Source organism: Hydrogenophaga sp. BPS33 (assembly GCF_009859475.1).
Taxonomy (GTDB): domain Bacteria; phylum Pseudomonadota; class Gammaproteobacteria; order Burkholderiales; family Burkholderiaceae_C; genus Hydrogenophaga.
The window spans coordinates 41,065-66,878 of sequence record NZ_CP044549.1; the positions used below are offsets into that span (position 1 = coordinate 41,065).

Sequence of the window (25,814 nt, forward strand, 5' to 3'; positions counted from 1 at the left end):
TTGGGCCATCCCTTGGGGTCGACCGCGATAAGTTTTCACACAGCCTGGGCCCAAAGCCGCCGCTTGCCCCCGGATTTCCGAAAGCGCGCTAAAGATGTGGGTCCGGACCACGTTCGACGAATGTGGACAGCACTACATAGCTGCGCGTGCTTTCAACGCCGTCGACGTCCTGTACTTTGCCGAGCAGTTCTTCCAGACTCTCCGTGTCATGCGCGCGCACCTTGAGCATCACACTGCTATCGCCTGTCACGGTGTGAATCTCCTCGATTTCAGGGAGGTTGCTCAGCGTCAGGAGCCGCTTCGTGCTCACCACGTTCTTCGTGTTCACCAGAACGAAGGTCAGCAGCGTGCGCCCCACCTTGCAGCCATCGATTTGTGCGACCGTGGCCTTGATGACGCCGTCGCGCTTGAGGCGCTTGACGCGGTCATGGACCGCAGGCGCCGACAGGTGCAGGATTTCGCTCAGCTCGGCGTAAGTTTGCGAGCTGTCTGCTGCCAGGAGGCCTAATATTTTTCGGTCTGCCTCGTCCAGTTTCACCGGCTGGTGACGCACTTGCCTCACAGCATTCGTTTCTTCTGTTTTGTTAGGCATTTTCTGTTTATTTCCTACTGATGTTCAGTAATCATGCATCAACTGAACATTTTTAGTCATAGGAAAACACCATGCCTTTTGCGCTATGGGCCCTCGTCATCGGGGCCTTCGGAATCGGAACCACTGAATTCGTCATCGCTGGGCTGCTGCCGGCCATCGCCGCCGATTTCGGCGTCTCCATCCCTGTCGCCGCGCGCCTGGCGACGAGCTACGCACTGGGCGTGTTCGTAGGGGCACCAGCGCTCATCATCCTGGGCTCGCGCACCTCCAAGAAGTCGATGCTTGCCTACCTGGCCGGGTTGTTCGTAATGGGCAACCTGGTGACAGCCCTGGCGCCGTCCCTCGAAGTGGCCATCGTCGGCCGGCTCATCACATCGCTGACCCATGGTGCATTCTTCGGCATCGGATCGGTGCTGGCCGCGGAGATGGTGCCAAAAGAAAAGCGGGTCCGTGCAATCGCCTTCATGTTCTCCGGCCTGACCGTGGCCAACCTGGTGGGCGTGCCGGTCGGCACGTGGCTGGGTCAGCAATTCTCCTGGCAAGTGACGTTTTATGCCATCACCGCGATTGGTCTCGCCACCGTGGCGGCCGTGCTGGTACTCATTCCTGCGACACCGAAGCCGAAGCCCCAGCCCTTCGGCCATGAGTTCGCCGCGTTCGGCAATCCCAAGGTCCTGCTGGCGATGGGAATCACTGTGCTCGGCCCCGCTGCCTTTTTCACGTCCATCACTTACATCGCGCCCATGATGACCGAGGTCACCGGCTTCCCCGAGAGTGCCATCACCTGGTTGCTGATGGTGTTCGGCGCCGGCCTGTTTGCCGGCAACTGGCTGGGCGGCCATTATGCGGACCGGGCCCTGATGCCCATGCTGTATGGCACCTTGCTGGCGCAGGCCATCGTGCTGTTTGTCTTCCATTTCGTGGCCGGCAACCAAGCCGCGTCCGTGGTGTGCATCTTCCTGATGGCGGCGTTCGGCTTCGCAACGGTCTCGCCGATTCAGAAGCTGGTGATGGACAAGGCCAAGGCAGCGGGCGCACCCACGCTGGCGTCAGCGGTCAACATCGGCCTGTTCAACCTGGGCAACGCGCTGGGTGCCTGGCTGGGCGGCTGGGTCATCGCGCACGGCTTCGGCTTCAGTTCACCCAACTGGGCGGGTGGACTGATTTCGCTGGGCGCACTGGTGTTGGCGATTGCCTCGGGCCTGCTCGACCGGCGCGGTGCGGCGATGGGGAAATTGAAGGCGATGCAAGTGCATTGAGATTTGTAGGAATGACTGCTTCTGGCCGCCGATTCCTGAAGTCTAGCCTCGGAGCTGGGGAGCAGCTACCATCAGATGGGACGCCGGCCGCTTACGGCGTTTGAGCACTTCAACGAGGTCCACCCACACTCAAGCTTGAGCATGAAATCGCCGCGCGAGTTCAGGCAACAACAGATTGAGCAGTTACGCAGCGCTCAACACGAACGGATGCAACGCGCGCTTGCTCGAATTTTTTCTGCGTGGGATGGAGCCGCTCATTTCCCAACCTCGAGGATGCGGCTTGGGCTGATCCTTCGCGCTCGACTATGCCGCTGCCCCTTCCGCCTTGAAGCGGTCCATCTCTTCCACGGCGTAGAGTGCAAGGAGGAGGTTCCTTGTCCGAGGATCGGGCCCCGACCACACGGGTGACAGCATCTTGTTCATGGTATAGCCAATACCCAATCGTCGCGTCGGATCGGCCACGCCCAATATGCCACCCGCACCCTCATGCCCGAACGACGCCGGGTTGGCTCCGTGTCGGCCGGAGGCATTGACGCGAAATCCCGCCGAATATCCACCAAGCCCACCGCTGCTTTGGTCAAATCCGAAAACGCGCGGACGCGTCGCTACTTCGAGTGCCCGCGTGCTCACCAGTGGCCCGTCGCGGCGAACCAGACTGCCGTAAAGTTGAGCCAACGCCCGTGCGCTTCCCGTGCCCCATGCAGCGGGGAACCCGCTTGCCTGCGCACGGCGCTGCTGGGCTGCGCTGTCAGTAAGGAGTCCCTCTACAGGCCTGCCCGGAGCGGCACCGATCTTCGGATTGGGAGAATCGAAAGACGCACTGGCGCCCGGCGTCGGCACCATCAGGGCAGTGCGCTGAACTTCCGTGGGAGGAAGGCCGAGGAAGGCATCGATGTCAAGCTTCGACCTTACTTCTTCCTCGTAGAAGCGATGTATTGTGCGTCCATCGGTTCGACGAACAAGCTCGTCCGACAATGTTCCCATAGTCCACGCGTGATACGCCCAGAGACCCGGCTTAAAGAACGGCTCCTGCGCCGCAAGCTTGGCGGCAACTTTGTCGTGCGATATCAAATCGTCAAATGTTATGGGGCCAACGCGCCACGTTGGGAGCCCTGCCTGGTGCGACATCAATTGGCCGACGGTGATCGCCGATTTGCCGTTGGCTGCAAATTCGGGCCAATACCTAGCGACCGGAGCCTCGTAGTCGAGCTTTCCCCTATCGACCAGCATCGCGATGCAAATGGCCGCAAGGCCCTTCGATGCGGAGTGGAGGGTAAAAAGTGTTCGATCAGTGACTGGGACAGCCCCTTCTAGGGCGGCCGTGCCGCCCCAAAGCTCGACCAAAGGCTTTCCGTCACGGTAAACGGCAAAAGAGGCGCCAGTTTCCAGGCCCGACGCGAAGTTTTCCTCGAATGCCTCCAGGACGCCTTCGTACCCAGGAAGAATTGTTCCCCGAACTGTCCGGACTACGCGTGGTTTGACTGGCTGCGGGTTACGGGCTTGCGCCAAGGTTTGTGCCCCGAGCGGCACAGTCGCCGCCACGGCGGCCGCTCCGATTAATATCCCGCGACGAGTTTGGAATGTGGAAGCCATCTTCTTTACCTCTGCTGCTGCAGTCATTTCGTGTCTCCTTTGATGAGATGGATTTAAGCAGCGTTGAAGTGTGCAAACAATTGGGATTATTCGAACGATTATCCCGGCAGGACGATCAATAATCAGATGTGAATGCCGGAACATCGCGTTAAGGCGAAGAGAGGTGTGGTCCGTAGTTCCACAGCATCTTGGTCGGCTTCTTGCATGGCGATACCCCAAAATTGTCTGGCGTGGGTGTTCGCACCTACACCCACAATCGGGTGATCGCTTCCACCATCTACCTGTACGCTCAATGAACATTCGGCAGATCGAAACCTTTTTGGCGGTTGCGGAGTCCGGTAGTTTCAGACGTGCTGCCGAACTCCTGCACCGATCGCAGTCCGTGGTGAGCGTGCACGTCCAGCAGCTCGAAGAGGATCTTGGAGTGCCTTTACTGGAGCGGACGACTCGGCGTGTGAGTCTTACCCCGGAGGGACGCACCTTTTTGTTGCGCTGCAAGGGCGTCATGGCAGACCTAAAAGAGGTCGCTCAGCAACTCCGGGAAGAATCGATCCTTCGGCGCGGGCGGGTTTCGATCGGAGCTGCCCCGTCAGTCTCGACTCACCGCCTGCCTCCCATCATTGCCGCATATCAAAGGCTGTATCCAGGCGTGACTCTGGAACTGCATGAAGCGTTCGCGAAGGGTATGTACAACGACGTTTTAGAGAGAGTGACCGACTTCGCGATTGGGCCACGTGTGAGCGGTCTCAAGGACTTTGACATTCAACCGATCATTCGCGACCCTATCGTTGCGGTGCTTCCCAACAGCATTGCGCTGAACACGGGGTCCACAGTCACGCTGAAGCGGATTGCACGCGAGCCTCAGCTGAGCATGCCGCGCGGAACAGCGATTCGTGAGACAGTCGAGCGGGCCTTCCAGGATGCTGGGTTTGACTTTTCACCTAGGTTCGAGGTGATGCACCAGCAAACGCTCTTCAGCCTTATTGAGGCTGGCCTCGGCGTCACGCTGTTGCCGTTCATGAGCGTACCGCCAGACCGCAAAGGACAGTATCACGTAGCTGTTCTGAAGGATCCGGCAATCACCCGCGAGATCTGTCTGATCACCTTGAAAGGAAAGAAGCTCTCCCCGGCTGCAAGCACTTGCGCCGAAATGATTGCAAGCGAACTCCAATCTCAGTTCAAGCAGTCGTCCCAACTCCAACGGCGAGGGTCGAAAACCTGAGTGCGTACATTCAGGCCCATCAGCGCGCGGGGTAAGAACGCTACAAGTACCTCCATCGATCATCCATGGCTGAGTGCAGCTGGCCGCTTCCAGTACTCCGATCTCCTGCACCATCTACCTGAATCGGCTGGAGTCGATCGGAACCACTCGCAGAACTGAGCCAGCGCTGGCCGCTGAAGCCGTTCGGAAATGGACTGCCATGCGCTGTGGCGCTCGTCCGGAGGGGGAGCGTTGACGTGCAACTACCAGCCTGAAACCGTAGATGTGAGGAAGTCCAACTTATTTGTTCTCCCTCAAGCAGAATGTCCAGTTTTCTCACGTTTGAAGGTCACAGGGAGTGCAAGATATAGTTGGACGCCCTTTGTTTCCGAAGGGCTACATGTCCAGCTTTATTTCATCTCTCTCAGTAGATGCGTAGGGAGCCAAAGTAGTTGCGACTCGCGCCACAGTTCTGCGACTGGCTTTCGCTAGTTGATGCGACTACCCTACATGCTTGTGGTCGCCGAAGGTGTTGAGACGGGCATCGACTCACCGGCGCACGACTGGTATTAATTGGGTCGCCCGTACAGAGCTTTACGAGACGGGTCGGTCGCCCACAGCTGGACTGTCTGGCACTGGGACTTCGTCTCAGTGCCTTTTTGCTTTTGTGCGCAACGCACAAAATCCTGGCCGACGATCAACTCAAAAACATCTTGAGTCGGACAAAGACGTGTCTATTGGTGTTGCTTGAACGCCGCTCGCATACAAGAAGCGAAAAAGCTCGTGTGCGTATCACGCGGTGCCAACTGAGCCTTGAGCATATAGCTCTTGAATGGGATGTCCGGCTTGAACGGCACATCCACGACTCCAGGTAGCTTCATTGCTCGGCTGACCATGGGATTGACCAGGCTCACGCCTACTTTCTCGCTGACCATTCTGCAGATAGTTGCAGCGAATGTGGTTTCAAGTGCCAGGATGCGCCCAGGCCCGGAAAATGCGGCATCAACAGCGCGCCTCGACTGACTTCCGCTAGGAAGTGATATGAAACGTTCGCCATCTAGATCCTGCGGTACGAGATGTTTTTTCTTCGCAAGTCTGTGCCGGGATGGCATGACGCAAACGGCGCTTTCAGTGTGTATCACGGAAGCTACGACACCTGGCTTGTCAGGGTAGGAAGAGACGAACCCAATGTCGCAATGCTGTGTGGCGATCCAGTTCGCAATGATTGGCGACGCACTGGTGTCCACGACAACGCGAACGTAAGGGTATTTCTCACCGAACATGCGAACTGCCGAGGGAAGGACGCTCATCGAAATTGAAGCAGACGCGGCAACTCGGAGCGTTCCTGAGCCAAGTTCTCGGATCGCGCGTGCAGACTCGGCAATGCTGTCCAGTCCCACGAAGGCGCGTTCAATTTCTTTGAATAGCGCGTCAGCTCCTTTGGTTGGTACCAAGCGCCCTCCATGTCGGTCGAAAAGCTCAAAACCAGTTTCCGCTTCGAGCTTTCCAATGACGCGGCTGACGTTGGACTGAGATGTGTGTAGCTGCTGTGCGGCCACGGTCATAGATCCGGTGACCATCACTGCGCGAAACGTCTCAAGCTGTTTGAAGTTCATTGCGAAGGTGCCAAGTCTGTGGGGTCTTGTGCTCTTGTAGCCGAATGATCGTAGTCGAAATGCAGGAGCTGGCACACAGGCAATTTGCATTGCCTACCAGCACTAAACACGCTTGATCGACACGCCGAAAGCTCGCGGCGCCATGCCACATATCAAAAGTGCATGGCCTCTATGAAAACAGTCATTTGACCTGCATGGCAGCTCGTTTTCATACTCACACACTCCCAACAAACACATCAAACATGGAATCGAAAGTTAGCCGTCGGCTCAAGGAATCGCTTGCCAGCGAGATCTGCGAACACATCTACGGGCCGCGTCTCGAACGCGACTTCTCAAAGGTGTTTGCTTACCTCAACGAGGTCAATCAAGCTCATCTTCTGATGCTGCACAAGACCAGCATTGTTTCGCCAGACGTTGCGAAGAAGCTGGCTGCGGGACTGTTGCAGATGGAGGCCGAGGGTCCCTCTGCCGTGGACCTTGACGCTGCGAAAGAAGACCCCTACTTCAACTATGAAGCAAAGCTGATGTCGCTGACTGGTCGCGACATTGGGGGCCGGCTTCACACGGCACGAAGCCGCAACGATCTCTCTGTGACGATTGACCGAATCAGGGCCCGGGGGGCTGTGCTGAACATGATCCAAGCCCTCGGGCGTGTACGAAGCGTTGCACTCAACCGCGCTGCCGACTGCGCGAGCGTGGTGATGCCTGGCTATACCCATTTGCAACCGGCACAACCTATCACCTTCGGCTTCTATCTAAGCGGTGTGGCCGAAGCACTGGGCCGCGACATGGACAGGCTTCAATGCGCACTGATACGAATCGATGCATCGCCATTGGGCGCCGGCGCTTTGGCGGGAACGCGTTTCCCAATCGACAGGAACGTGACCGCGGCAGGACTCGGTTTCACGACTTTGATGCCCAACACGCTAGATGCAGTTGCATCAAGAGACTTTGCATGGGAGGCGATGTCAGCAATGGCCATCGTTGCGCTCACTTGGGGACGTGTGGCGCAAGACTTCCACATTTGGTCTACGCCCGAATTTGGACTCGTGTCATTCCCCGATCGTGTCGCCAGTGTGTCGAGCATCATGCCGCAGAAGAAGAACCCTGTTGTGCTCGAGTACCTGAGGGGCAAGAGCAGTCACATCATTGGTCTGCTGAATACGGCGCTGATCGCGGTCAAGGGAACCAATTTCACGCACTCTGGTGACAGCAGCCGAGAAAGCATGAGGAACTTCTGGGAGTCAGCTGAGGAGACTGTCCGGTGCCTCTCGTTGTTTGAGCTGATCATGAGCACTGTAGAGCCGCGAGTGCAGAACATGCTAGACCATGTGAGATTTGACTTCTCCGTTGCGACCGATCTTGCGGATGGGTTGGTGTCTGAATCGGGAATGTCTTTTCGCGATGCGCACCACGTCGTCGGCGGATTGGTTCGGCTGGCAATGGATGCTGGCAAATCCTCGAACGAACTGACCAGCGAGATGCTCGATCGAGCGGCTGTGGATGTGATAGGTGCTGCTGTCGGATGGCCCGAGGAGAAGCTGCGCAGATTTCTGGACCCTGTCATGAGCGTGAACGCTCGGGGTAGCGGAGGTCCTGCACCTTCAGAGGTCGCTATTGCCGTAGAGAAGCAACGCGACCACATCAAGAGCATTCTGGACAGCGTTGAGTCGACAAAGCAGCGCCTTGACTCGGCACGCAAACAACTTAAGAGCGACGTCTTTGCTTTAGCCAGCCGGTGACCACTCCATTTCAAACCACTTAAGGCCTCGAATCATGAAGAAAATTACCAAAGCCCTGATAGCCGCTGTTTCTTTCTCTTGCGCGGCTACTGGAGCAATCGCACAAAATTATCCGGAGAGGACGGTCCGATTGATCGTGCCATTTGCTTCGGGAGGAACTGTCGATGTCGTTGGGCGGATTCTCGCGGAGCGACTTTCACGTGCCCTCGGTCAGACGGTGATCGTCGAGAACAAGGCCGGTGCAGCAGGAACACTTGGAGCTGACTTTGTTGCAAAGTCGCCTGCCGATGGTTACACGCTTCTTCTTGCTGCGTCTTCGCATCAGTCGATCCACCAGTTTCTTTACAAGAAGCTGCCTTATGACCCCAATAAGGCCTTCGCTCAGGTCGCTCTCTTTTCGACAGTTCCGAACGTGCTTGTCGTCTCCAGCAAGGTTCCGGCAAAGAATGTTGCAGAACTGATTTCTGAGTCGAAGGCCGGAAAGAGGAGGTTCATGGGGTCGTCAGGAACTGGCGGCGTCAATCACCTGATTGGGGAGCTGTTCCAGTACAAGACGGGGGCGGATTTTGACCATGTGCCGTACAAAGGTGCTGGACCAGCAAACAACGATTTGCTCGGTGGGCAGATTGATCTGATGTTCGTGAACCTGCCTACTGTTCTTTCACAAATCCAGTCGGGAAAGTTGCGGGCTTTGGCCATTGCCGGAGCGGAGCGTTCACCTTCATTGCCAAACGTGCCGACGATGGCCGAAGCGGGGGTTGCCGACTTTGTTGTGGACTCCTGGTCTGGCGTGTTGGCGCCAGCGGGCACGCCAAAACCGATCATCGACAAGCTCGCTACAGAGATCAACAAGATCGCGCGGGACAAGACCGTGGCGCAAGCGCTGGCTGCGCAAGGCGGGATTCCTCGGCCAGGGACGAGCGAGGAATATGCAGATCTGGTGCGATTTGAAACGCAGCGGTGGGCCGAGGTGATCAAAAGGACGAATGTCACCCTCGACTAAGAGTCGCTTGTCGTCCAGCTCCCCCTGTCGCGCCTTTGGCCTGAACGTCATCTTCGAAGAGTTGTTCGCATGAGCATTCCATTTATCAGCGACCGGCAAGTGGCCGAGTTGCTTGATTTCCGTACGGTGGCCGCAGCACTTGGCGAGGCGTTCTCCAGCTTGGCATCGGGTGGCGCTGCCGTACACCGCCGCCAGCGTACCGATTGCCGTGACCTGCGTCTGAGCACGATGGGGGCGGTGTGGGCCGAGCGAGGCGTTGCTGGGGTGAAGGTGTATCCCACTGTACGAGGGCAGTTCAGTTTTTCCATCCTGCTCTTTGATTTGGAGACAAATCGGCCCCTCGCTGTGCTTGACGGCAACGAGATCACACGGCTGCGTACAGCGGCCATCACGGTCCTGGTGGCGTCCAAGGCCGGCCCTGTGCGCCCGCGCAAGTTGGCGGTGTTTGGCGCTGGCTTGCAAGGCCGCGCGCAGGCCGAAGCGCTGAGCGACTGGTTTGACTTCGAGGAGATCGCACTGGTAGACCCCGCTGGAGACCGTGCCTGGGCGCAAGCGCTAACCAACAAGTCAGGTTGCTCGGCAGCCTTCACCACGCCCCAGGCTGCCGTGACTGGAGCCGACATCGTTGTCACGGCCACACGCTCCGTCACGCCTGTGTTCGATGGAGCGTGGCTCAAGGACGACGCCTTTGTTGCGGCTATGGGCACAAGCTCGCCCAAAGGCCGTGAGTTGGACGATTCGACGATGGACCGCGCAAGCCGGATCATTTTGGAATGGCAACCCCAAAGCCTAGCCGAGGCCGGAGAAGTGGTTCTTTGGGAGGGGCGCACCAGTCGTTCGCCTTTTGTGGATCTGCCACAGCTTTTCGCAGGCGATGCTCCGTGGCGGACTGCTGGACCAGCCATCACGGTGTTCAAGTCCGTGGGTCTCGGCTTGGCCGATGTAGTGGTGGCGCAGCTCGCTGTGTCGCGCAACATGGAGCGAGATGCCGTCCTGGAGCGTGCACTGCCATGAAGGTTTGCGTGATTGGCGCGGGTGTAATCGGCTGCGCCACGGCCTACGAACTCGCGCGCCAGGGCCAGGAAGTACATTTGCTCGACGCAGAGCAGGCGCCCGGGCTGGGTACCAGCTATGCCAACGGCGCGCAGCTGAGCTACAGCTATGTGGAGCCTTTTGCTTCTCCTGCCACGCTGCGCGGTCTGCCCAAGATGCTGTTCTCGTCTGGCTCGGCTGTGCGTTTCCAACCGCGCTGGGATTGGCGGCAGTGGGCCTGGGGCCTGCAGTTTTTGCGAGCCTGTTCGGCGAAGCAGTCACTACAGGGCACGGCGCAACTGTTGGAGATGGCGCGGTCCAGTCGGGCAACTCTGGCGCGTTGGATGGCCGAGGAGGCGTGGTCCTTCGACTTTGAGGAGAATGGCAAGCTGGTGCTATGCCCCTCGCTTGAGTCGCTGCGCCTGCAGGAACGTCAAGTGGCCTTGCAGGCCGCGATGGGGTGCCAACAAGAAGTGCTTGGTCCGCGCGAATGCCTGGAAAAGGAACCGGCCCTTCAATTCGCGCCAGCGATGAAATGGGCCGGTGGTGTCTGGACGAGCGATGAGTGCATCGGTGACCCGCATCGGCTGTGCGTGGACTTGGTGGCCAGCATCCGATCGCGCGGTGGGTCGGTATCCATGGGTGTGCAGGCGCGGACGTTCGTTAGACATGGGGGGCGTGTTAGTGCGGTGGTGACGGACCAGGGCGAGATCACGGCCGATGCTTTTGTGCTGGCTACGGGCCCTCGCGTTGTGTCACTTGCCGCGCAGTTGGGCATCTACCTACCCATCTACCCCATTAAGGGATACAGCATCACCGTGCCGTTTCGTGTAGGCGCCCTGAAGCCCCGCGCTAGCGTGACAGATCTTGGTCGCAAAACGGTGTTTGCACCGTTGGGTACCAACCTTCGCGTCGCCGCCATGGCTGAGGTGGGGGCAAGCGGGCTCGACGTGCCCGCAGACCGCGTAAACACCATGGTGGCTGCTGTTGCACAGACCTTCCCCGGCCTATGCGACTTGGATGCTCCAACCGTGTGGGCTGGCCTGCGACCCGCCACGCCCACGTCAGTGCCCGTCGTTGGCCGCTGGCGCGAGAGCAACGTGTTCCTCAACGTGGGCCATGGGGCGCTGGGCTTCACACTAGCGGCTGGTAGCGCCACAAGCATCGCGCATTCAATTCTTGAATACCCCACGATCAAGATGACTGGCAACATCCGGCGGGCGGCAGAAGACGCAAGTGTGCCAGGCGCGATCGAGGCCGCCGACATGCCAGTCAGCCCGAGTTCGTCATCAAGGATTCAGTGACATCGATTTTGGCCAAATAGACCACGACCGTCACTCCCGAAGTTCCGCTTCCCACCCCCAAACCAGACGCGCACAGTCCCACGCCAATCTGCTGCAGCCCCCTGCATAGACGACCTTGACACCGACGTTTTATGCGCTGTGAGAAGGGCACTCTGGCGTCTTGGCGAAATCAATGGCTCACAAGACCTAGTGCCAAATGGGTGGTCCGCCGCAGGTCTGCGCGAGTGGGCCTACGGCTGGACTTACCAGAACTCGGGCGAGCGCACGCAGGCCCTGGCCAGCTGGCAGCACCACTACAACTGGCACCGTACCCACAGTGGCATCGGCGGCTTCGCTCCCATGTCCAGACTCAGCTCTTCAGGAAACAATCTCTTGACTCTTCACATCACCCCTATCGGAAACACCTTCAGTCGGTGGCGGATGACGACAGAGACGGCCACTGCCAGCATCGAATCGAATCAGCCACGTTCTACACGGTGGACAAGTCCAGGACACCTTTTCCGTGGCATCGGCCTCGCAGACGCCCTTCGCGTTGCTCTTCAAGGCGTGCAAGACTTCTTGGCGTTTTTGCAGTTCATCGCGATGCGCTCTTTGGCCGCGCCGTATTCGGCTATGTTCATCGTCTGAGTCGACGCGAAAGCAGGGACGGCGCAGACTGGATTGGTCTTTGCAGGAAAGCAACCTAAGTGGCGTAGAGCCGCTCATGCGGTAGGCTCTCAGCAAGCCGCAGTGGAGCCCACTTGAGAGTGGCACCGCTGGCTGTGGAGCACTGCATTCAGCGTGGGTCTTCAGCTTTGCACAGTCTGGCGCACCGCCCGCTCCCAACGTGCCATCGCTTCTTCGGCGCGTGCCCTGTCGATCGAGGGCTCGAAGCGACGCTCGGCGCGCCATTGGGCGCTCAGGTCGGCTGTGCCGTGGTAAACGCCGCAGGCCAGGCCCGCGAGGTAGGCCGCACCCAGCGCGGTGGTTTCCGTGACGGCTGGCCGCACCACCGGGATACCCAGCAGGTCGGCCTGGAACTGCATCAGCAGGTCGTTCACTGCCGCGCCACCATCCACACGCAGTTCGGCCACCGGCGTTCCGCCCGTGGCTTGCACGTCGCGGCTCATGGCCGACAGCAGCGCTGCGCTCTGGAAGGCGATGCTCTCCAGGGACGCACGCGCGATGTGGGCCAGCGTGGTGCCACGCGTCAAGCCTGTGATGGTGCCGCGCGCGTCGGCGTTCCAGTAGGGCGCTCCCAGTCCGGTGAATGCCGGCACGACCATCACGCCACCGGCATCGGGCACGCTCTCGGCCAGCGCCTGGACTTGCGCGCTGCCCTCAATCGCCTTGAGCCCGTCGCGCAGCCACTGCACGACAGCGCCACCCACAAAGACGCTGCCTTCCATTGCGAATTGCGGTGTGACCGTGGTCTGCGCGGCGCTGGTGACCACCAGGCCATTGCCCGATGGCTGGAAGCGCTCGCCCGTGTGCATTAGAAGGAAGCAGCCTGTCCCGTAGGTGTTCTTTGCCATACCGGCCGTGAAACAGGCCTGGCCAAACAGCGCGGCCTGCTGGTCGCCAGCGACGCCTCCAATCGGCAGCGCTCGCCCGAGCAAGGCACGGTCGGTTTCGGCGAACCGGCTGCTGGAGGGCTCCACGCGCGGCAGCACGGAAGCCGGGATGTCCAGCAGGCGCAGCAGTTCCTCGTCCCAGGCGTTGCGGTGCACGTCGAACAGCATGGTCCGCGATGCGTTGCTGACGTCGGTCGCGTGCACGCGACCCCCTGTGAGCTGCCAGATCAGCCAGCTGTCGACGGTGCCGAAGGCCAACTCGCCGCGCTCGGCCGCTTCGCGCACCCCGGGCACCTCATCGAGCAGCCAGCGCAGCTTGGTTGCGGAAAAGTAAGCATCGATCACCAGCCCCGTCTTCGCACGGATGGTCTGCGCCAGTCCCTGTTCGCGCAGTCGGGCGCACAGCGGCTCGGAACGGCGGTCCTGCCAGACGATGGCGTTGTGCACCGGTCGGCCGGTGCGCCGGTTCCACACGAGGGTGGTCTCGCGCTGGTTCGTGATGCCGATGGCCTGCACGGCGTCTGCTGCGGCACCCGCCCGAGCCAGTGCCTCGCGCGCTGTCGCCAACTGGCCGTTCCAGATTTCCAGAGGGTCGTGCTCGACCCAGCCTGGTCGTGGATAGATCTGCGGCAGCTCGCGCTGCGCCATGGACACAATGTGCCCTTCGCGGTCGAACACGATGCTGCGAGAACTGGAGGTGCCCTGGTCGAGCGCGAGCAGGTAGCTCATGTCTGTGGTGTCTGGAGGGCAATGGCGCAGCGTACCCCTGCCTCTTCGAGCAGGCAGGCGTAGGGCATGGGTGGCTGTCTGTCGGTGAAAAGAATATCGATCTGGTCGAGTCGGGCCAGCTCCACCATGGCGCGACGGTCGAACTTGCTGTGATCGGCCACCAGCCACACCTCCCGAGACTGGCCAATGATGGATTGCGCGACCTTCACCTCGCGCAGATCGAAGTCGCGCAGCGTGCCGTCCTGCTCGATGCCGGAAACGCCGATCAGGCCGATGTCGACGCGGAACTGGCGGATGAAGTCCACCGCCGTCTCGCCGACGATGCCGTGATCGCGCGAACGCACCACGCCGCCGGCCACGATGACCTCACAGTCGGGGTTGTCCGAGAGGATGGCGGCGACATTCAGGTTGTTGGTGATCACGCGCAGGCCCCGGTGACGCAACAACTCGCGCGCCACGGCTTCGGTGGTGGTGCCGATATTGAGGATCAGTGAGCACCCCTCAGGCACCGCGCGGGCCACTTCCTTCGCTATGGCTTGCTTGGCGCCTTCGTTGAGCAACTGGCGCTGGCGGTAGGCGATGTTCTCGGTGGTGGAACCTGGCATGCGCACGCCGCCGTGGTAGCGCGTGAGCAGCCCCGCCTCGGACAGATGCTTCACGTCGCGACGCACTGTCTGTAGCGTCACGCCGAGGCGGTCGGCCAAGGCTTCCACGGTCATGGCGCCCTGGCGCCTGACCTCCATGACCAACTCATCCAGGCGCGGGTTCGTACTCATGGGCCAGCAGCATAAAACGAAAATAAACGAACAAATATTAGGGTTATCTATAGGGTCAAACGGCCTATAAAAGGAATTCAAACAATCATAATCAATCATCACATCGCAGCGTTTATGCGAGCTTGACCTGGAGACAAACGTGGAACCCGTACCCGCCGCACAACTGGCCACCTGGCAGCAGGACTTCGCCCGCGATGGCTATGTCGTCTTGCGCGACCTCATCGCGCCCGAACAGGTTGACGAGCTGAAGGCCGCGCTGCTTGACGTGGAAGAACGTCATGGTTTCGGGTACGCCAAGACCACGTTCGAGGGTCTCAGGACGGTTCGCATCAACAATTTGCTGGCGCTGGACGAGCGCTTCTGGGGTGTGCCGCTGCAGCCCGCCGTGCTCGCACTGGTGGAAGCGTTGCTGGACAAGGAGCTGTTGCTGTCCTCGCTTTGTTCGCTGACGCTGGGGCCGGGGCAGGAGGCCCAGCCGCTACACGAGGACACGCAGCAGCTGCCGCTGGCGCGTCCACGGCCGCCATTGGCGCTGAATGCCATGTGGGCTTTGAGCGATTTCACCGAGGCCAACGGCGCCACGCTCATCGTGCCGGGCAGCCACAAGCTCGACCACTCACCGCCCTACGGAGCCGAGGTAAAGACAGTGGCCGCCACCATGTCCGCTGGCAGCGTGATGCTGTTTGACAGCGCGCTTTGGCACAAGGGCGGCGCGAACACGACCGAGGCGCGTCGCTATGCGCTGTCTTGCTATTACTGCATGGGCTGGATGCGTCAGCAGGAGAACCTGCAGCTGGGCATTCCGCGCGAGACGGCTGCGCGCTTCCCGCGTCGGCTCCAGGAGCTGTGTGGCTTCAGTATTTACAAGGGTCAGTACGGTCACATCGACAACCGCGATCCGATCGAGCTGTTGGGCCAGGCGGGCAAACCCACCGTCTGGGAGGCCACCGATCTGAAGCTCAAGCGCAAGGCGGCCACCCCCCCTTCGCAGCCATGACGCGACACTTGCAGATAGCCGACGTCCCGGCTTCCGTGGTTCATCTGCTGCGCGACGCGGCGGCACAGCACCCCGAGCTCTGGGCCGTGCGCTTTGAGGGTGAGCGGCTGCGGTATGCCGAGTACGCGGGGCTGGTCGGCGCGTTCGCGCACGAGTTGCAGGATCGCGTCGCCGCAGGCTCAAGAGTGGCGTTGCTGATGCAGAACTCGCTGGACCTCGCGATCGCCACCTTTGCCGTGCATGCCCTACGCGCGCAGGTGGTCGCGCTGAACCCGGCCTATGGTGAGCGCGAACTGGCGGCCATGCTGGAAGATGCCGAACCCTGCCTGGTGCTCGTCGACGACAGCGCGCGCGCCGATGCGGCAGCGCTCTGCCCCGCGCCTGTGGCTCGACTGGGCGATGGCAAGACGTTGTTGCGCCTGCGCGGGGCGCCCCGCGCGTTGCCCGAGGCGCTGCCCGCGCACGAAGATCTCGCCACCTTGCAGTTCACTGGCGGCACAACGGGCCGGGCCAAAGGCGTCGACATCCTGCACCGCCAGCTCGCCTTCAATCTGGTGCAGCGCGAAGCCTGGCTGCCCACGCGCCGTGGCCAGGAAGTGATGCTGTGTGCCATGCCGCTGTTCCATGTTTCGGCGGTGGCCATGTGCCTGCATCTGTCGGTGTTTGCAGCAGGCGAGCTGGTGATCCACCGTCGTTTCGATGCTCGGGCCGCGGTCGACGCTCTGTCCGACGAGGGCATCACGCTGATGTCGGGCGCGCCCGCGATCTTCCACGACCTGCTGCAACAGAGTGACCTCCCGCGCGTGGCCAGGGGCTCGTTGCGCGCCTGCTACTCCGGCGCTGCGCCGTTGCCTGCGCGGACCCTCGAGCAATTCGAGCGCATCACGGGCTGCCCGATTCACGAAGGCTATGGCCAGAGCGAGGGCGGCCCCTGCCTCACCTACAACCCCGTGCACCTGCCGTGCAAGCCCGGATCGGTCGGATTGCCCGTGCCCGGCGGCGAGATGCGACTGCTCGACAGCGCCGGCATGGAAGTTCCACGTGGCGACATTGGCGAGATCTGTGTGCGCGGACCGCACGTCATGGCCGGCTATCGCAAGCGCCCGGATCTCACGGCCGAGGTTCTTCGCGCAGGCTGGTTGCACACCGGCGACCTCGCGCGGCTGGACGAAGACGGCTTTGTCTACATTCAGGGCCGCCTGAGCGAGGCCATCAACGTCGGCGGCTTCAAGGTGTATCCCCTGGAGGTCGAGCAGACGCTGCGCGAATGCGAGGCGGTGGCCGAGTGCGCAGCTTTTGCCGTGCCCGACGAACGACTCGGGCAGGTGGTGCACGTGTGGGTGACGGCGGCGACCGGACACGTTCCGCAGCCGCAGGCCTTGCGCGACCACTGCGCGGCCCGCCTCGCCCACTACAAGGTGCCGCGCCGCATCGGTGTGACCCAGCACTTGCCTCGCACTGGTGTGGGCAAGCTTGCCCGCAACCAGCTCACCCCAGTCGGGCTCGGCGACATGCCGGCCTTTGCAACACCCTGAAAGGAACAACGATGGTCAAGGACCTCGACATCGACAAACTGAAGCACCAGCTGGCCGAGGAAGGCTATGCGGTGATCGAGAACGTGCTGGACGCCGATCAGCTGGCGCAAGCGCGCAAGGCGGTCGAGAAACAGATGGAACACGAGCTGGCCCATCCCCTGCCACTGGACGACGAGCGCCACGAGGATGACGACGAAATCCGCGCCTACTACAAGAAGCACTACACCGTGAGCGAGGCCGAGGCCGAGCGCATGGTGGCGCGCGTACACCAGTACCGACGCGACAACGCCGGCACGCGCTGGCCAGTGCCGATCGGCAAGGTTTCCAAGAACTTTCTGCACCTGCCCACGCTCTTCGACGACGACCAGTCGCAGCGCGTGTGGAACTTGCTGAACAAGGCACCCGAGCTGATCCCCCTGATTGAACACCCTGTGGTGCTCCCCATGGTGCGGCACGTGATGGGTCAAGACTGCACCCTGCACGACTTTCAGTCCACCAGCATCGGCCCGCACACGGGCGGGGGCGCGTGGCACGTGGATGCGCCGCTCGGCCAGATCCCCGAGCCGCTGCCCGAGTTTCCGCTGACGCTGCAAAACGTGTGGCTGCTCGACGACTTCACGCCCGACAACGGCGCAACGCGCGTGATGCCGCGCAGCCACAAGCTGCGCAAGCCGCCACCATGGGGCAGCGGTCCTCTGGACGGCGAGGTCACGCTCACGGCGCCGGCGGGCTCGATAGCGATCTGGCTGTCCAATACCTGGCACCGCTCCGGACCGAATACGACCGACCGGCAGCGCCGCGCGATCCTGTGCAACTACAACGTGTCCTGGCTTCGCGGCTTTGCGGATTTCACCACCTCCCTGCCTTCGGAGGTGATCCCGACGCTGTCGAACGAGGCCAGGTACCTGCTGGGCTTTGCCGCGCGCGCGCCGCGTACCCGTTGAGCGGCGACACCATGGCAGTGCAGCGCGTCGACCTCGCGATCGCCCGACCAGAGCTTGCTGGTGCGCGGATCTCAGGCCATTGCGATCCCGGTTACCAGGGCGTGCTGGACGCGTTCGTGCAGAACTTCGAGCACGACGTGGAGATCGGTGCTTCGTTCGCCGTTGAGGCGGCGGGGCAGTCCGTGGTGCATCTGTGGGGCGGCTTTGCCGACCTCCCGTCTCGCACGCCCTGGCGTGAGGACACCATCGGTGTGGTGTTCTCCAACACGAAGCCGGCCACCGCGCTCTGCGCCATCCTGCTGGCAGATGCTGGCATGCTGGACCTGGACCGACCGGTTGCCCATTACTGGCCTTCGTTCGCCGCACATGGCAAGCAGGCCATCACGGTGCGCATGTTGCTGGACCACAGCGCCGGATTGCCCGCGCTGCGCGAGCCCTTGCCCGACGGCGCAGCGTTCGACCCGCAGGGAATGGCCGATCGCCTGGCGCGAGAGGCGCCGTTCTGGGCCCCCGGCACGCGCGTGGGGTACCACGGCCTGACGTTCGGCTGGTTGGTGGGCGAGGTGGTACGACGCGTCGCCGGCGTCTCGCTGGGCGAATTCTTCCGTGCGCGAATCGCAGAACCGCTGGACCTGGATTTCTGGATCGGGCTGCCCGAGCAACACGAACCGCGCGTGGCCACGATCATTCCAGTGTCGCCGTCCGCACAACCGCGCAATGCGTTCGAGCGCGCGTTGGCCGAAGAGCCGGACAGCGTCAGCGCACTGTATTTCCGCAACACCGGCGGCTGGCGCCCGAGCGGTTTCAACGCGCGCCGTGGCCATGCAGCCGAGATTGGCGCGGCCGGCGGCATCACGAACGCCCGTTCGCTCGCTCGTCTGTATGGCGTGCTGGCGATGGACGACGGCCGACTGTTGCGTCCGACCGCGCTGGCGCGCGCCACCGAAGTGTCTTCTGCTACGCACGAGGACGTGTGCCTGCGCGTGCCCACGCGCTTTGCGAGCGGCTTCATGCGCCAGATGGACAACCGAGCGCGGGCACTCGACAGCGCCCGCTTCGGCCGCGATGCCTTTGGCCATGCCGGCGCCGGCGGCTCACTGGCATTCGCCTCACCCCGGCTCAAGCTGGGCTTTGGCTACACGATGAACCACATGGGCGCGGGCGTGCTTCTGAACGCCCGCGCCGATCGCCTGGTGCGCGCCGTCCATGTGGCTCTGGGCAGCACCGAATTCCACGATCCCGACCCGTCGCGCTGACCCGCGGCACTTTCCACCCAACCAGGAGACTCACAACATGATCAACCGCAAAAACTTCATCCTGCAAGCCGGGCTGGCCGGCACACTCGCCGCAATGGGCTGGGGTACCGCCCTGGCGGCCGACCCGGTGCGCATTGGTTACCTGATTCCGCTGTCGGGCAGTGCTGCCGCCTCGATCGGCAAGGACATGTCGCGGGCCACGCACCTCGCGATCAAGCACATCAACGAGTCGGGCGGCATCAAGTCGATGGGGGGCGCCAAGCTTGAACTGGTCGAGGTCGACACCCGCGGCGACCCGAAGGTTGCCATCACGGAGACCGAGCGGCTGATCACGCGCGAGAAGACGCCCGTGCTGCTGGGCGCGTTCCAGAGCGGTGTGACCTTCCCGGCCACCGCCGTGGCCGAGAAGTACAGCGTGCCATGGGTGGTGGACCTCGCGGCCAAGGCCGACATCACCGAACGCGGCTTCAAGTACGTGTTCCGTCCGACGCAAGTGCCGGCCTCGGCCAACGCCGAGAGCATGGCGGACTTCGTGATCTACGCGAACAAGGCCACCGGCAAGGCCGCCAAGACGGTGGCCATGGTCTATGAGAATACCGACTGGGGCCAGGACATGGCCAACACGCTGCGCGCCAAGTTCAAGGCTGCCGGCATGGAAATCGTGCTCGACGAAGGCTACCCGCCGAACTCGCCCGACCTGCGCCCGCTGGTGCTGAAGATCAAGGGCCGCAAGCCCGACGTCGTGACCGTGACCTCCTATGCCGCCGACGCGGTGCAGATGCACAAGCTTTTGGCGCAGATGCAAGTCAATGCCATGGGCTTCATTGGCAGCGCCGCAGGCCAGATTGACAGCCAGTTCATCCCGTTGGCGGGCAAGGACATCACCAAGCAGGTTTTCACGACGAACGGCTGGGCTGGATACGAGTCTTCCATCACAACCCCGTTCGCCAAGAAGTTCTGGGACGAATTTGTCGCCACGAACAAGGTCGAGCCCAACGAGTTGTCCGTCAGCGCTTACGCCGCTGCCTGGGTCGTCAAGGATGCACTGGAGCGCGCAGGCAAGGCCGAACCGCAGGCAATCCGCGACGCTCTGGCGAAGACCCGGATCGTCGGGACCGACCTGAACAAGCTGATCGGCTATGACATCGTGATCAACGAGAAGGGTCAGAACCCACTCAAACGTTTCGTCATGCAGCAGATCACGGCAGACGGCCAATACCGTACCGTCTGGCCCGAGGCTCTGGCGTCCAAGTCCTACAAGTTGGTGTGGCCGGTGCAGGCCTACAAGCCCTGAGCCAAAGCCCCGTCGCCGGCCGCCCACGCGGCCGGCCGCACCTTTCCCTTCGGAGAATCTCCCTTGAACACCTATTTCCAGGCCCTGTTGAGCGGCATCGCGAGCGGCGCCGTCTATGGACTGATCGCACTAGGACTGAGCCTGCAGTTCGGCGTGATGAAGATCATCAACTTCGCGCACGGCTCGTTCCTGATGATGGCGATGTATGTCTCGCTGCTCGCCTGCAATCAGTGGGGCCTGCATCCGCTGGCGTCCGCGCCGGTGACGGCGGCCGTGCTGTTCGTGGTCGGCTGGGCCTGCCAGCGCTGGCTGATCGACGGCATTTACCGCAAGGAATCTTCCCGCGAGCCCATCGGCGTGCTGATCTTCACGACTGGACTGTGGATCTTTATGGACTACGGCGCCTTGCTGGTGTTCGGACCGGACAGCCGTTCTGTTTCCCACTCCTGGACCAATGAGGTCGTTGTCACAGGGGACCTGATCTTTACCTACCCGCAGATCGCCGGATGTTTGCTTGCGGGCGTCGTCACGCTGGCGCTGGTGCTGTTCATGCGGCACACCGCCACGGGGCGGGCGATCCGTGCAACGGGGCAGGACCGTGAGGCCGCCAGCGTGTTGGGGATCGACAGCCAGCGCATCTATCGGCTGTCCTTTGCCATCGGCCTTGGCGTGCTGGGTGTCGCGGGCGCCTTGCTGTTGTCGCTGTACCCCGTCAACCCCTTTGTCGGCGACATCTTCGGGATGCGCGCCTTCGTGATCGTCGTGTTGGGTGGTATTGGCTCGATCGCAGGCGCGTTCTGGGGCGGCATCATCGTCGGCATTCTTGAATCGGTCGGCAGCCAGCTGATCCCGGTGACTTATGCCGAGGCCTTGATCTTCCTGCTGTTCCTGGCCGTCATGTACTTCCGGCCCCGTGGGCTGTTTGGCGTGGAGAACGAATGATGACCGGAACCCGTTCTTCGTTTTCCAGGCCCTGGCTCTGGGTGGGCGTCGCCGCCCTTGCCCTGGCACCGCTTATCGGCGGCAGCCAGTACTTGCTGTCGATCGCTGTGATCACACTGTTGTACGCCTACCTGGCGCTGTCCTGGAACGTGCTGGGCGGAATTGCAGGGCAGCTCTCGCTGGGGCATGCCGCCTATTTCGGCATTGGTGCGTACACCTCGACCTGGCTGTTCGTCAACCTGGGCGTGTCTCCCTGGATCGGCATGTGGGGAGGCGCGCTCCTCGCCATCGGGGCCGCCGTGATCGTGGGCATGTCCTGCCTGCACCTGCGCGGCGCCTACTTTGCGCTGGCCACCATCGCCACCAGCATGGTGCTCAAGACGTTGGTGGAAAACGCCGACCAGCTGCTCGGCGGGCCGCGCGGCATGGAGGTCACACTGCTGCGCGACGCACCATGGCAGTTCCAGCACACGCGCAAGGAGTTCTACTACGTCATCGCGCTGGTGTTCACCGGCGTGGCGCTGTTCGTCAACCACCGCATCCTGCGCAGCCGTTTCGGCTACTACCTCGCGGCGGTCCGCAACGACCAGGAGGCTGCGCTGGCGCTCGGCGTCCCGACGACCCGCTACAAGCTGATGGCCGCGATGATCAGCGCGGGCATGACCGCGCTGGGCGGCACCTTCTATGCTCAGTTCGTGCTGTACATCAGTCCCGATAAAGTATTTGGCGCCAACCTGAGCGTGGTCATCGCTGTGGTCTGCATCATTGGCGGGCGCGGCACGCTGTGGGGTCCGGTGCTCGGTGCGTTGTTGTTGCTGCCGGGTGAGGAGCTGGCGCGCGCGATGACCGGCGGCATGGTGGGCATGGACATGATGCTGTACGGGCTGCTGCTGATGCTTGTAATCCACTACGAGCCGCAGGGCCTGATGGCCATCCTGCGAAGACTGTGGCGCCGCCGCGCGGTTCCGGGCGCGAAGGAGGTCACGCCATGAGCCTTCTCGAATTCCGTGGCGTGGGCAAGAGCTTCGGCGGCCTGCGCGCGATCGACAACGTCAGCTTCTCGGTGGCCGAGGGCGAGATCGCCGGCCTGATCGGCCCCAACGGTGCGGGCAAGACCACACTGTTTGCCATGGCCTCAGGCTTTCTTGCCCCCACCGACGGCCAGATCCTGTTTCGCGGCCAACGCGTCGACGGCTTCGACCCACCGCGCATCTGCCGCGCGGGACTGGTGCGGACTTTTCAAATCGTCAAGCCCTTTGGCGAGATGACGGTGGTCGAGAACGCCATGGTCGGCGCCTTCCTGCACGAGTCCAAACCTGCAGCGGCGCGCGCGCTCGCCACGAAAGTCCTGGGTCAGGTCGGTCTGGCCGGCCGTGAGGAGCAGATTGCCAACACCCTGACACTCTCGGGCCGCAAGCGGCTGGAAGTGGCCAAGGCACTGGCCACGCGGCCCAAGCTCCTGATGCTGGACGAGGTCATGGCCGGTCTTACCACCGTCGAGACCTCCGAGATGGTGGACCTTGTGCTGCGCTTGCGCGATACCGGCATCAGCATCCTTGTGATTGAACACAACATGAAAGCCATCATGAACATGTCGGACCGCGTCGTGGTGGTCCAGTACGGCAAGAAAATCGCGGACGGCGCACCGGCCCAGGTCGCCAACGACCCGCAGGTCGTCTCGGCTTACCTGGGGGGAGAGGCGGCATGATGCTGGAAGTGAAGAACGTTTCGTCCGGTTATGGCGACGTGCAGGTGCTGCGCGGCGTCGATCTGACCGTGGACAAGGGTGAAATCGTCAGCATCGTCGGTGCCAATGGCGCTGGCAAGACCACGCTGATTCGCACCATCATGGGCACCCTGCCGTTGACGGAAGGCGAGATCCGCTTTCAGGGTGAACGCATCAACGGGCTCCCGCCGCACACCATTGCGCGGCTCGGGCTGGCGCAGGTGATGGAGGGGCGGCGTCTGTTCGGCCACATGGAGGTGGAAGACAACCTGCTGGTTGGCGGGGACATCCTGCGCGACCCCGCCCGCAGCCGCGAGAACCTGGAGTGGATCTACGGCATGTTCCCCCGGCTCAAAGAGCGCCGGCGCCAGCTGGCGCGGTCGTTCAGCGGTGGCGAGCAGCAGATGCTGGCGATCGGTCGCGCCCTGATGACCTCTCCGAAACTGCTCCTGCTGGACGAGCCTTCCATTGGCCTGGCACCCATCATGGTCAAGGACATCTTCGGCAAGCTGCCGACGATCAGCGCGCGTGGCATCACCATCCTGCTGGTGGAGCAGGATGTGCACCGCTCGCTCTCGATGTCTGCTCGTGGCTACGTGCTCGAGCATGGTGAGGTCGTGCTGGCCGGCACCGGCAGCGAACTGCTGGACAACGAGCGCTTGCGCCAGGCCTACCTTGGGATCTGAGCTGCACCCACTAGAGCCATCGGGGGAGGCCGACTGCGATGTGCTGGTGGTAGGTGGCGGCATCAATGGCTGCGGCATCGCCCGTGACCTTGCCGGGCGCGGCTGGCGTGTGGTGCTGTGCGAGCAGGACGATCTCGCCGCGCACACCTCCTCGGCATCCACCAAGCTGATCCACGGGGGCCTGCGCTACCTGGAGCATCGCGAATTTGCGCTGGTGCGCAAGGCGTTGCAGGAGCGGGAAGTGCTGCTGCGCAGCGCACCGCACATCATGTGGCCGCTGCGCTTCGTGATGCCGCACGACCCCGCAATGAGACCGGCCTGGATGATCCGCGCAGGGCTGTTCCTGTACGACAATCTTGCGCGGCGCGAGGTGCTGCCGGGTTCTCGCGCTGTGGATCTTCGGCAACACCCTGCGGGCGAACCGCTCAAGCCCGAATTTCGCAAAGGGTTCGTCTACTCCGATGGCTGGGTTGACGATGCTCGGCTCGTGGTGTTGAACGCTCTCGATGCACAGGCATGGGGCGCCCGCATTCTGACGCGCACACGCTGCACCGTGGCCCAGCGCGATTCGAAGGGCTGGAACGTCACGGTACAGGCCGCCAATGGCAGCCCGCGCACGGTGCGCGCCCGCGCGCTCGTGAACGCCGCTGGACCCTGGGCTGCGTCGTTTCTGGGCGATGTGGCCCGCCCAGGAAATGGCGAGCGGTTTGCCACGCGCCGTCTGCGCCTGGTCAAGGGCAGCCATATTGTGGTGAGGGGACTGTTCTCGCACCAGCATGCCTACATCTTCCAGAGCCCGGACAAGCGCATCATCTTCGCGATCCCCTACCAGGACAATTTCACGCTGATCGGCACGACCGACGTCGAATGGCACGGGCCCGCAGCCGGGCCGGTGCGCATCGGTCCATCGGAGGTTGACTACCTTTGCGCGCAAGCCAGTCGCTATTTCGCGCGGCCGGTTACTACCAGCGATGTGGTCTGGAGCTTTTCCGGCGTTCGACCCTTGTTGGACGACGAGGCAGGCGATCCCTCTGCCGTGACGCGCGACTACCTTCTGGAGCAGGACTCGGCAGGCGCGCCGTTGCTGTCGGTCTGGGGCGGGAAGATCACAACCTTCCGCAAGCTGGCGGAAGATGCCGCCGACGCCGTGGGTGCCTTGTTGGGTGAGCACCGCAAACCGTGGACGACGGGGGCCTTTCTGGCGGGGGGCGAACTGTCAGCGGCCACTAGCGATCCGGCACATGCTGGTATGCCGCAGGAACGCTTTGCCAGCTTCCTGCAGACGGTGCAACAGCAGCACGACTGGCTGCCACCCGCGATGACGCGACGCATGGCGCACGCCTATGGCGGACGCATTCACCGCGTACTGGCCGGCGCCAACGGCCTCGCGTCTTTGGGCGAGGAAGTGGCGCCCGGCCTGTTCGAGCGCGAGCTGCAGTACTTGCGCGAAGAGGAATGGGCACGCACCGGCGAAGACGTGCTGTGGCGCCGCTCCAAGCTGGGATTGCGGCTGACGCAGGCGCAGCGCGAGCGCGTTGGAGATTGGATGTCGAAGGCCTGAAGCTTGGTTCAGAGGCTCACCGGTCCCGGCATCCTTCTCGAGGAGAGCCTGTACGAAACGGGTCTGTCCCGTGCCGGCCAGGCCAACGACCCGCAGCACCTGCCCCGGCCCGGTTAGGGCGGTCCGCAGCCTTCCAAAGCCCTCTGCGATGGCTACGGCCTTCACTCGTCGCCAATGATCCAGCGCCGGCCTTTCAGGCGTTCATTGAGCACGGCGAGCAGGCGTTTCACCAGCGCCCAGTCGCAGCCGATGTTCTTGTCCGACTTGCGAGATGTGCGCGCCCATGACCGAACCCCTCGCTGAGCACCTCCGGCAGGCGCGCCCGTTTCAGCCAACGCACGGCACGCCGGAGGTTCTCCCGCTTCTTCCAAGAGAAGCGAAAGGCTATCAATTTCTGCATCAAGATGAAGCAAATCGGCACAAGCAGCTCATGCTGCCCCGCGTGCTCCCGCACACCCGCAACGGGCATCACT

General features: G+C 62.2%; 22 protein-coding genes and 1 pseudogene. 17 read left to right on the top strand and 6 right to left on the bottom strand.

Annotated elements, in window-relative coordinates; genetic code table 11:
- Positions 1-88: 88 nt before the first annotated feature.
- A complete protein-coding gene (locus F9K07_RS00165) occupies positions 89-592 on the bottom strand; it encodes an Lrp/AsnC family transcriptional regulator (protein WP_159588204.1) in 504 nt (167 codons plus the stop codon).
- A 71-nt stretch (positions 593-663) separates the two neighbouring features.
- On the opposite strand from F9K07_RS00165, the gene F9K07_RS00170 reads away from it, so the two are divergent.
- The gene (locus F9K07_RS00170; protein ID WP_159588206.1) at positions 664-1,851 is read left to right on the top strand and encodes an MFS transporter; all 1,188 of its coding nucleotides are present in this window, start codon (positions 664-666) and stop codon (positions 1,849-1,851) included.
- 303 nt (positions 1,852-2,154) lie between these two features.
- On the opposite strand, the gene F9K07_RS00175 is transcribed toward F9K07_RS00170, so the two are convergent.
- Complete coding sequence (locus F9K07_RS00175; protein WP_159588208.1) at positions 2,155-3,471, bottom strand: serine hydrolase domain-containing protein; 1,317 nt, start codon at positions 3,469-3,471, stop codon at positions 2,155-2,157.
- A gap of 265 nt (positions 3,472-3,736) precedes the next feature.
- Here F9K07_RS00175 and F9K07_RS00180 point away from each other — a divergent pair, with 265 nt between their 5' ends.
- A complete protein-coding gene (locus F9K07_RS00180; protein ID WP_159588210.1) occupies positions 3,737-4,666 on the top strand; it encodes a LysR family transcriptional regulator in 930 nt (309 codons plus the stop codon).
- Positions 4,667-5,379: 713 nt separating this feature from the next.
- On the opposite strand, the gene F9K07_RS00185 is transcribed toward F9K07_RS00180, so the two are convergent.
- Positions 5,380-6,261, bottom strand: coding sequence for a LysR substrate-binding domain-containing protein (locus F9K07_RS00185; RefSeq protein ID WP_159588212.1), 882 nt, complete (start codon positions 6,259-6,261; stop codon positions 5,380-5,382).
- Between the two features lie 242 nt (positions 6,262-6,503).
- Between F9K07_RS00185 and argH the strand changes: the two genes are divergently transcribed.
- From argH to F9K07_RS31535, 5 genes and pseudogenes are all read left to right on the top strand, one after another.
- Positions 6,504-8,003, top strand: coding sequence for an argininosuccinate lyase (gene argH, locus F9K07_RS00190; RefSeq protein WP_159588214.1), 1,500 nt, complete (start codon positions 6,504-6,506; stop codon positions 8,001-8,003).
- Positions 8,004-8,037: 34 nt separating this feature from the next.
- Positions 8,038-9,006 carry a Bug family tripartite tricarboxylate transporter substrate binding protein gene (locus F9K07_RS00195; RefSeq protein ID WP_159588216.1) on the top strand — a complete coding sequence of 323 codons (969 nt, stop codon included), beginning with the start codon at positions 8,038-8,040 and terminating at the stop codon, positions 9,004-9,006.
- 69 nt (positions 9,007-9,075) lie between these two features.
- Positions 9,076-10,020: an ornithine cyclodeaminase family protein gene (locus tag F9K07_RS00200; protein WP_159588218.1), complete on the top strand. Its 945-nt coding sequence runs from the start codon at positions 9,076-9,078 to the stop codon at positions 10,018-10,020.
- Positions 10,017-11,342 (top strand): FAD-dependent oxidoreductase, encoded by a 1,326-nt coding sequence (locus F9K07_RS00205; RefSeq protein ID WP_159588220.1) that lies wholly within the window; start codon positions 10,017-10,019, stop codon positions 11,340-11,342. The genes F9K07_RS00200 and F9K07_RS00205 overlap by 4 nt, the downstream gene beginning before the upstream one ends.
- A 210-nt stretch (positions 11,343-11,552) precedes the next feature.
- Positions 11,553-11,726 (top strand): annotated as a pseudogene (locus tag F9K07_RS31535) (integrase core domain-containing protein); the annotation flags it as partial.
- Between the two features lie 404 nt (positions 11,727-12,130).
- Here F9K07_RS31535 and glpK read toward each other — a convergent pair.
- On the bottom strand, positions 12,131-13,624 hold the full coding sequence (gene glpK, locus F9K07_RS00210) for a glycerol kinase GlpK (RefSeq protein WP_159588222.1): 1,494 nt from the start codon (positions 13,622-13,624) through the stop codon (positions 12,131-12,133).
- The gene (locus tag F9K07_RS00215; protein WP_159588224.1) at positions 13,621-14,400 is read right to left on the bottom strand and encodes a DeoR/GlpR family DNA-binding transcription regulator; all 780 of its coding nucleotides are present in this window, start codon (positions 14,398-14,400) and stop codon (positions 13,621-13,623) included. Before F9K07_RS00215 ends, glpK begins: the two co-directional genes overlap by 4 nt.
- A gap of 139 nt (positions 14,401-14,539) precedes the next feature.
- On the opposite strand from F9K07_RS00215, the gene F9K07_RS00220 reads away from it, so the two are divergent.
- The 10 genes from F9K07_RS00220 to glpD all read left to right on the top strand — a co-directional run bounded on the left by F9K07_RS00220 (position 14,540) and on the right by glpD (position 25,341).
- A complete protein-coding gene (locus F9K07_RS00220; RefSeq protein WP_236581756.1) occupies positions 14,540-15,397 on the top strand; it encodes a phytanoyl-CoA dioxygenase family protein in 858 nt (285 codons plus the stop codon).
- Positions 15,394-16,932 (top strand): class I adenylate-forming enzyme family protein, encoded by a 1,539-nt coding sequence (locus tag F9K07_RS00225; protein WP_159588226.1) that lies wholly within the window; start codon positions 15,394-15,396, stop codon positions 16,930-16,932. The genes F9K07_RS00220 and F9K07_RS00225 overlap by 4 nt, the downstream gene beginning before the upstream one ends.
- An 11-nt stretch (positions 16,933-16,943) precedes the next feature.
- Positions 16,944-17,876, top strand: a complete 933-nt coding sequence (locus F9K07_RS00230; protein ID WP_159588228.1) for a phytanoyl-CoA dioxygenase family protein — start codon at positions 16,944-16,946, stop codon at positions 17,874-17,876.
- A gap of 11 nt (positions 17,877-17,887) precedes the next feature.
- Positions 17,888-19,132, top strand: coding sequence for a serine hydrolase domain-containing protein (locus F9K07_RS00235; RefSeq protein WP_159588230.1), 1,245 nt, complete (start codon positions 17,888-17,890; stop codon positions 19,130-19,132).
- Between the two features lie 37 nt (positions 19,133-19,169).
- A complete protein-coding gene (locus F9K07_RS00240; RefSeq protein ID WP_159588232.1) occupies positions 19,170-20,426 on the top strand; it encodes an ABC transporter substrate-binding protein in 1,257 nt (418 codons plus the stop codon).
- 63 nt (positions 20,427-20,489) lie between these two features.
- On the top strand, positions 20,490-21,368 hold the full coding sequence (locus F9K07_RS00245) for a branched-chain amino acid ABC transporter permease (RefSeq protein WP_159588234.1): 879 nt from the start codon (positions 20,490-20,492) through the stop codon (positions 21,366-21,368).
- Complete coding sequence (locus F9K07_RS00250; protein ID WP_159588236.1) at positions 21,365-22,360, top strand: branched-chain amino acid ABC transporter permease; 996 nt, start codon at positions 21,365-21,367, stop codon at positions 22,358-22,360. The genes F9K07_RS00245 and F9K07_RS00250 overlap by 4 nt, the downstream gene beginning before the upstream one ends.
- Positions 22,357-23,076 (top strand): ABC transporter ATP-binding protein, encoded by a 720-nt coding sequence (locus F9K07_RS00255; RefSeq protein ID WP_159588238.1) that lies wholly within the window; start codon positions 22,357-22,359, stop codon positions 23,074-23,076. The genes F9K07_RS00250 and F9K07_RS00255 overlap by 4 nt, the downstream gene beginning before the upstream one ends.
- The gene (locus F9K07_RS00260; protein ID WP_159588240.1) at positions 23,073-23,780 is read left to right on the top strand and encodes an ABC transporter ATP-binding protein; all 708 of its coding nucleotides are present in this window, start codon (positions 23,073-23,075) and stop codon (positions 23,778-23,780) included. The genes F9K07_RS00255 and F9K07_RS00260 overlap by 4 nt, the downstream gene beginning before the upstream one ends.
- Positions 23,701-25,341: a glycerol-3-phosphate dehydrogenase gene (gene glpD, locus F9K07_RS00265; protein ID WP_159588242.1), complete on the top strand. Its 1,641-nt coding sequence runs from the start codon at positions 23,701-23,703 to the stop codon at positions 25,339-25,341. The genes F9K07_RS00260 and glpD overlap by 80 nt, the downstream gene beginning before the upstream one ends.
- Before the next feature lie 161 nt (positions 25,342-25,502).
- On the opposite strand, the gene F9K07_RS31540 is transcribed toward glpD, so the two are convergent.
- Positions 25,503-25,754 carry a hypothetical protein gene (locus tag F9K07_RS31540; protein ID WP_201451495.1) on the bottom strand — a complete coding sequence of 84 codons (252 nt, stop codon included), beginning with the start codon at positions 25,752-25,754 and terminating at the stop codon, positions 25,503-25,505.
- Between the last annotated feature and the right edge of the window lie 60 nt (positions 25,755-25,814).

Coding starts and splice junctions, on each gene's coding strand:
- F9K07_RS00165 (WP_159588204.1), bottom strand. CDS start 592: ATGCCTAACAAAACAGAAGAAACGAATGCTGTGAGGCAAGTGCGTCAC.
- F9K07_RS00170 (WP_159588206.1), top strand. CDS start 664: ATGCCTTTTGCGCTATGGGCCCTCGTCATCGGGGCCTTCGGAATCGGA.
- F9K07_RS00175 (WP_159588208.1), bottom strand. CDS start 3,471: ATGACTGCAGCAGCAGAGGTAAAGAAGATGGCTTCCACATTCCAAACT.
- F9K07_RS00180 (WP_159588210.1), top strand. CDS start 3,737: ATGAACATTCGGCAGATCGAAACCTTTTTGGCGGTTGCGGAGTCCGGT.
- F9K07_RS00185 (WP_159588212.1), bottom strand. CDS start 6,261: ATGAACTTCAAACAGCTTGAGACGTTTCGCGCAGTGATGGTCACCGGA.
- argH (WP_159588214.1), top strand. CDS start 6,504: ATGGAATCGAAAGTTAGCCGTCGGCTCAAGGAATCGCTTGCCAGCGAG.
- F9K07_RS00195 (WP_159588216.1), top strand. CDS start 8,038: ATGAAGAAAATTACCAAAGCCCTGATAGCCGCTGTTTCTTTCTCTTGC.
- F9K07_RS00200 (WP_159588218.1), top strand. CDS start 9,076: ATGAGCATTCCATTTATCAGCGACCGGCAAGTGGCCGAGTTGCTTGAT.
- F9K07_RS00205 (WP_159588220.1), top strand. CDS start 10,017: ATGAAGGTTTGCGTGATTGGCGCGGGTGTAATCGGCTGCGCCACGGCC.
- glpK (WP_159588222.1), bottom strand. CDS start 13,624: ATGAGCTACCTGCTCGCGCTCGACCAGGGCACCTCCAGTTCTCGCAGC.
- F9K07_RS00215 (WP_159588224.1), bottom strand. CDS start 14,400: ATGAGTACGAACCCGCGCCTGGATGAGTTGGTCATGGAGGTCAGGCGC.
- F9K07_RS00225 (WP_159588226.1), top strand. CDS start 15,394: ATGACGCGACACTTGCAGATAGCCGACGTCCCGGCTTCCGTGGTTCAT.
- F9K07_RS00230 (WP_159588228.1), top strand. CDS start 16,944: ATGGTCAAGGACCTCGACATCGACAAACTGAAGCACCAGCTGGCCGAG.
- F9K07_RS00235 (WP_159588230.1), top strand. CDS start 17,888: ATGGCAGTGCAGCGCGTCGACCTCGCGATCGCCCGACCAGAGCTTGCT.
- F9K07_RS00240 (WP_159588232.1), top strand. CDS start 19,170: ATGATCAACCGCAAAAACTTCATCCTGCAAGCCGGGCTGGCCGGCACA.
- F9K07_RS00250 (WP_159588236.1), top strand. CDS start 21,365: ATGATGACCGGAACCCGTTCTTCGTTTTCCAGGCCCTGGCTCTGGGTG.
- F9K07_RS00255 (WP_159588238.1), top strand. CDS start 22,357: ATGAGCCTTCTCGAATTCCGTGGCGTGGGCAAGAGCTTCGGCGGCCTG.
- F9K07_RS00260 (WP_159588240.1), top strand. CDS start 23,073: ATGATGCTGGAAGTGAAGAACGTTTCGTCCGGTTATGGCGACGTGCAG.
- glpD (WP_159588242.1), top strand. CDS start 23,701: ATGGTGAGGTCGTGCTGGCCGGCACCGGCAGCGAACTGCTGGACAACG.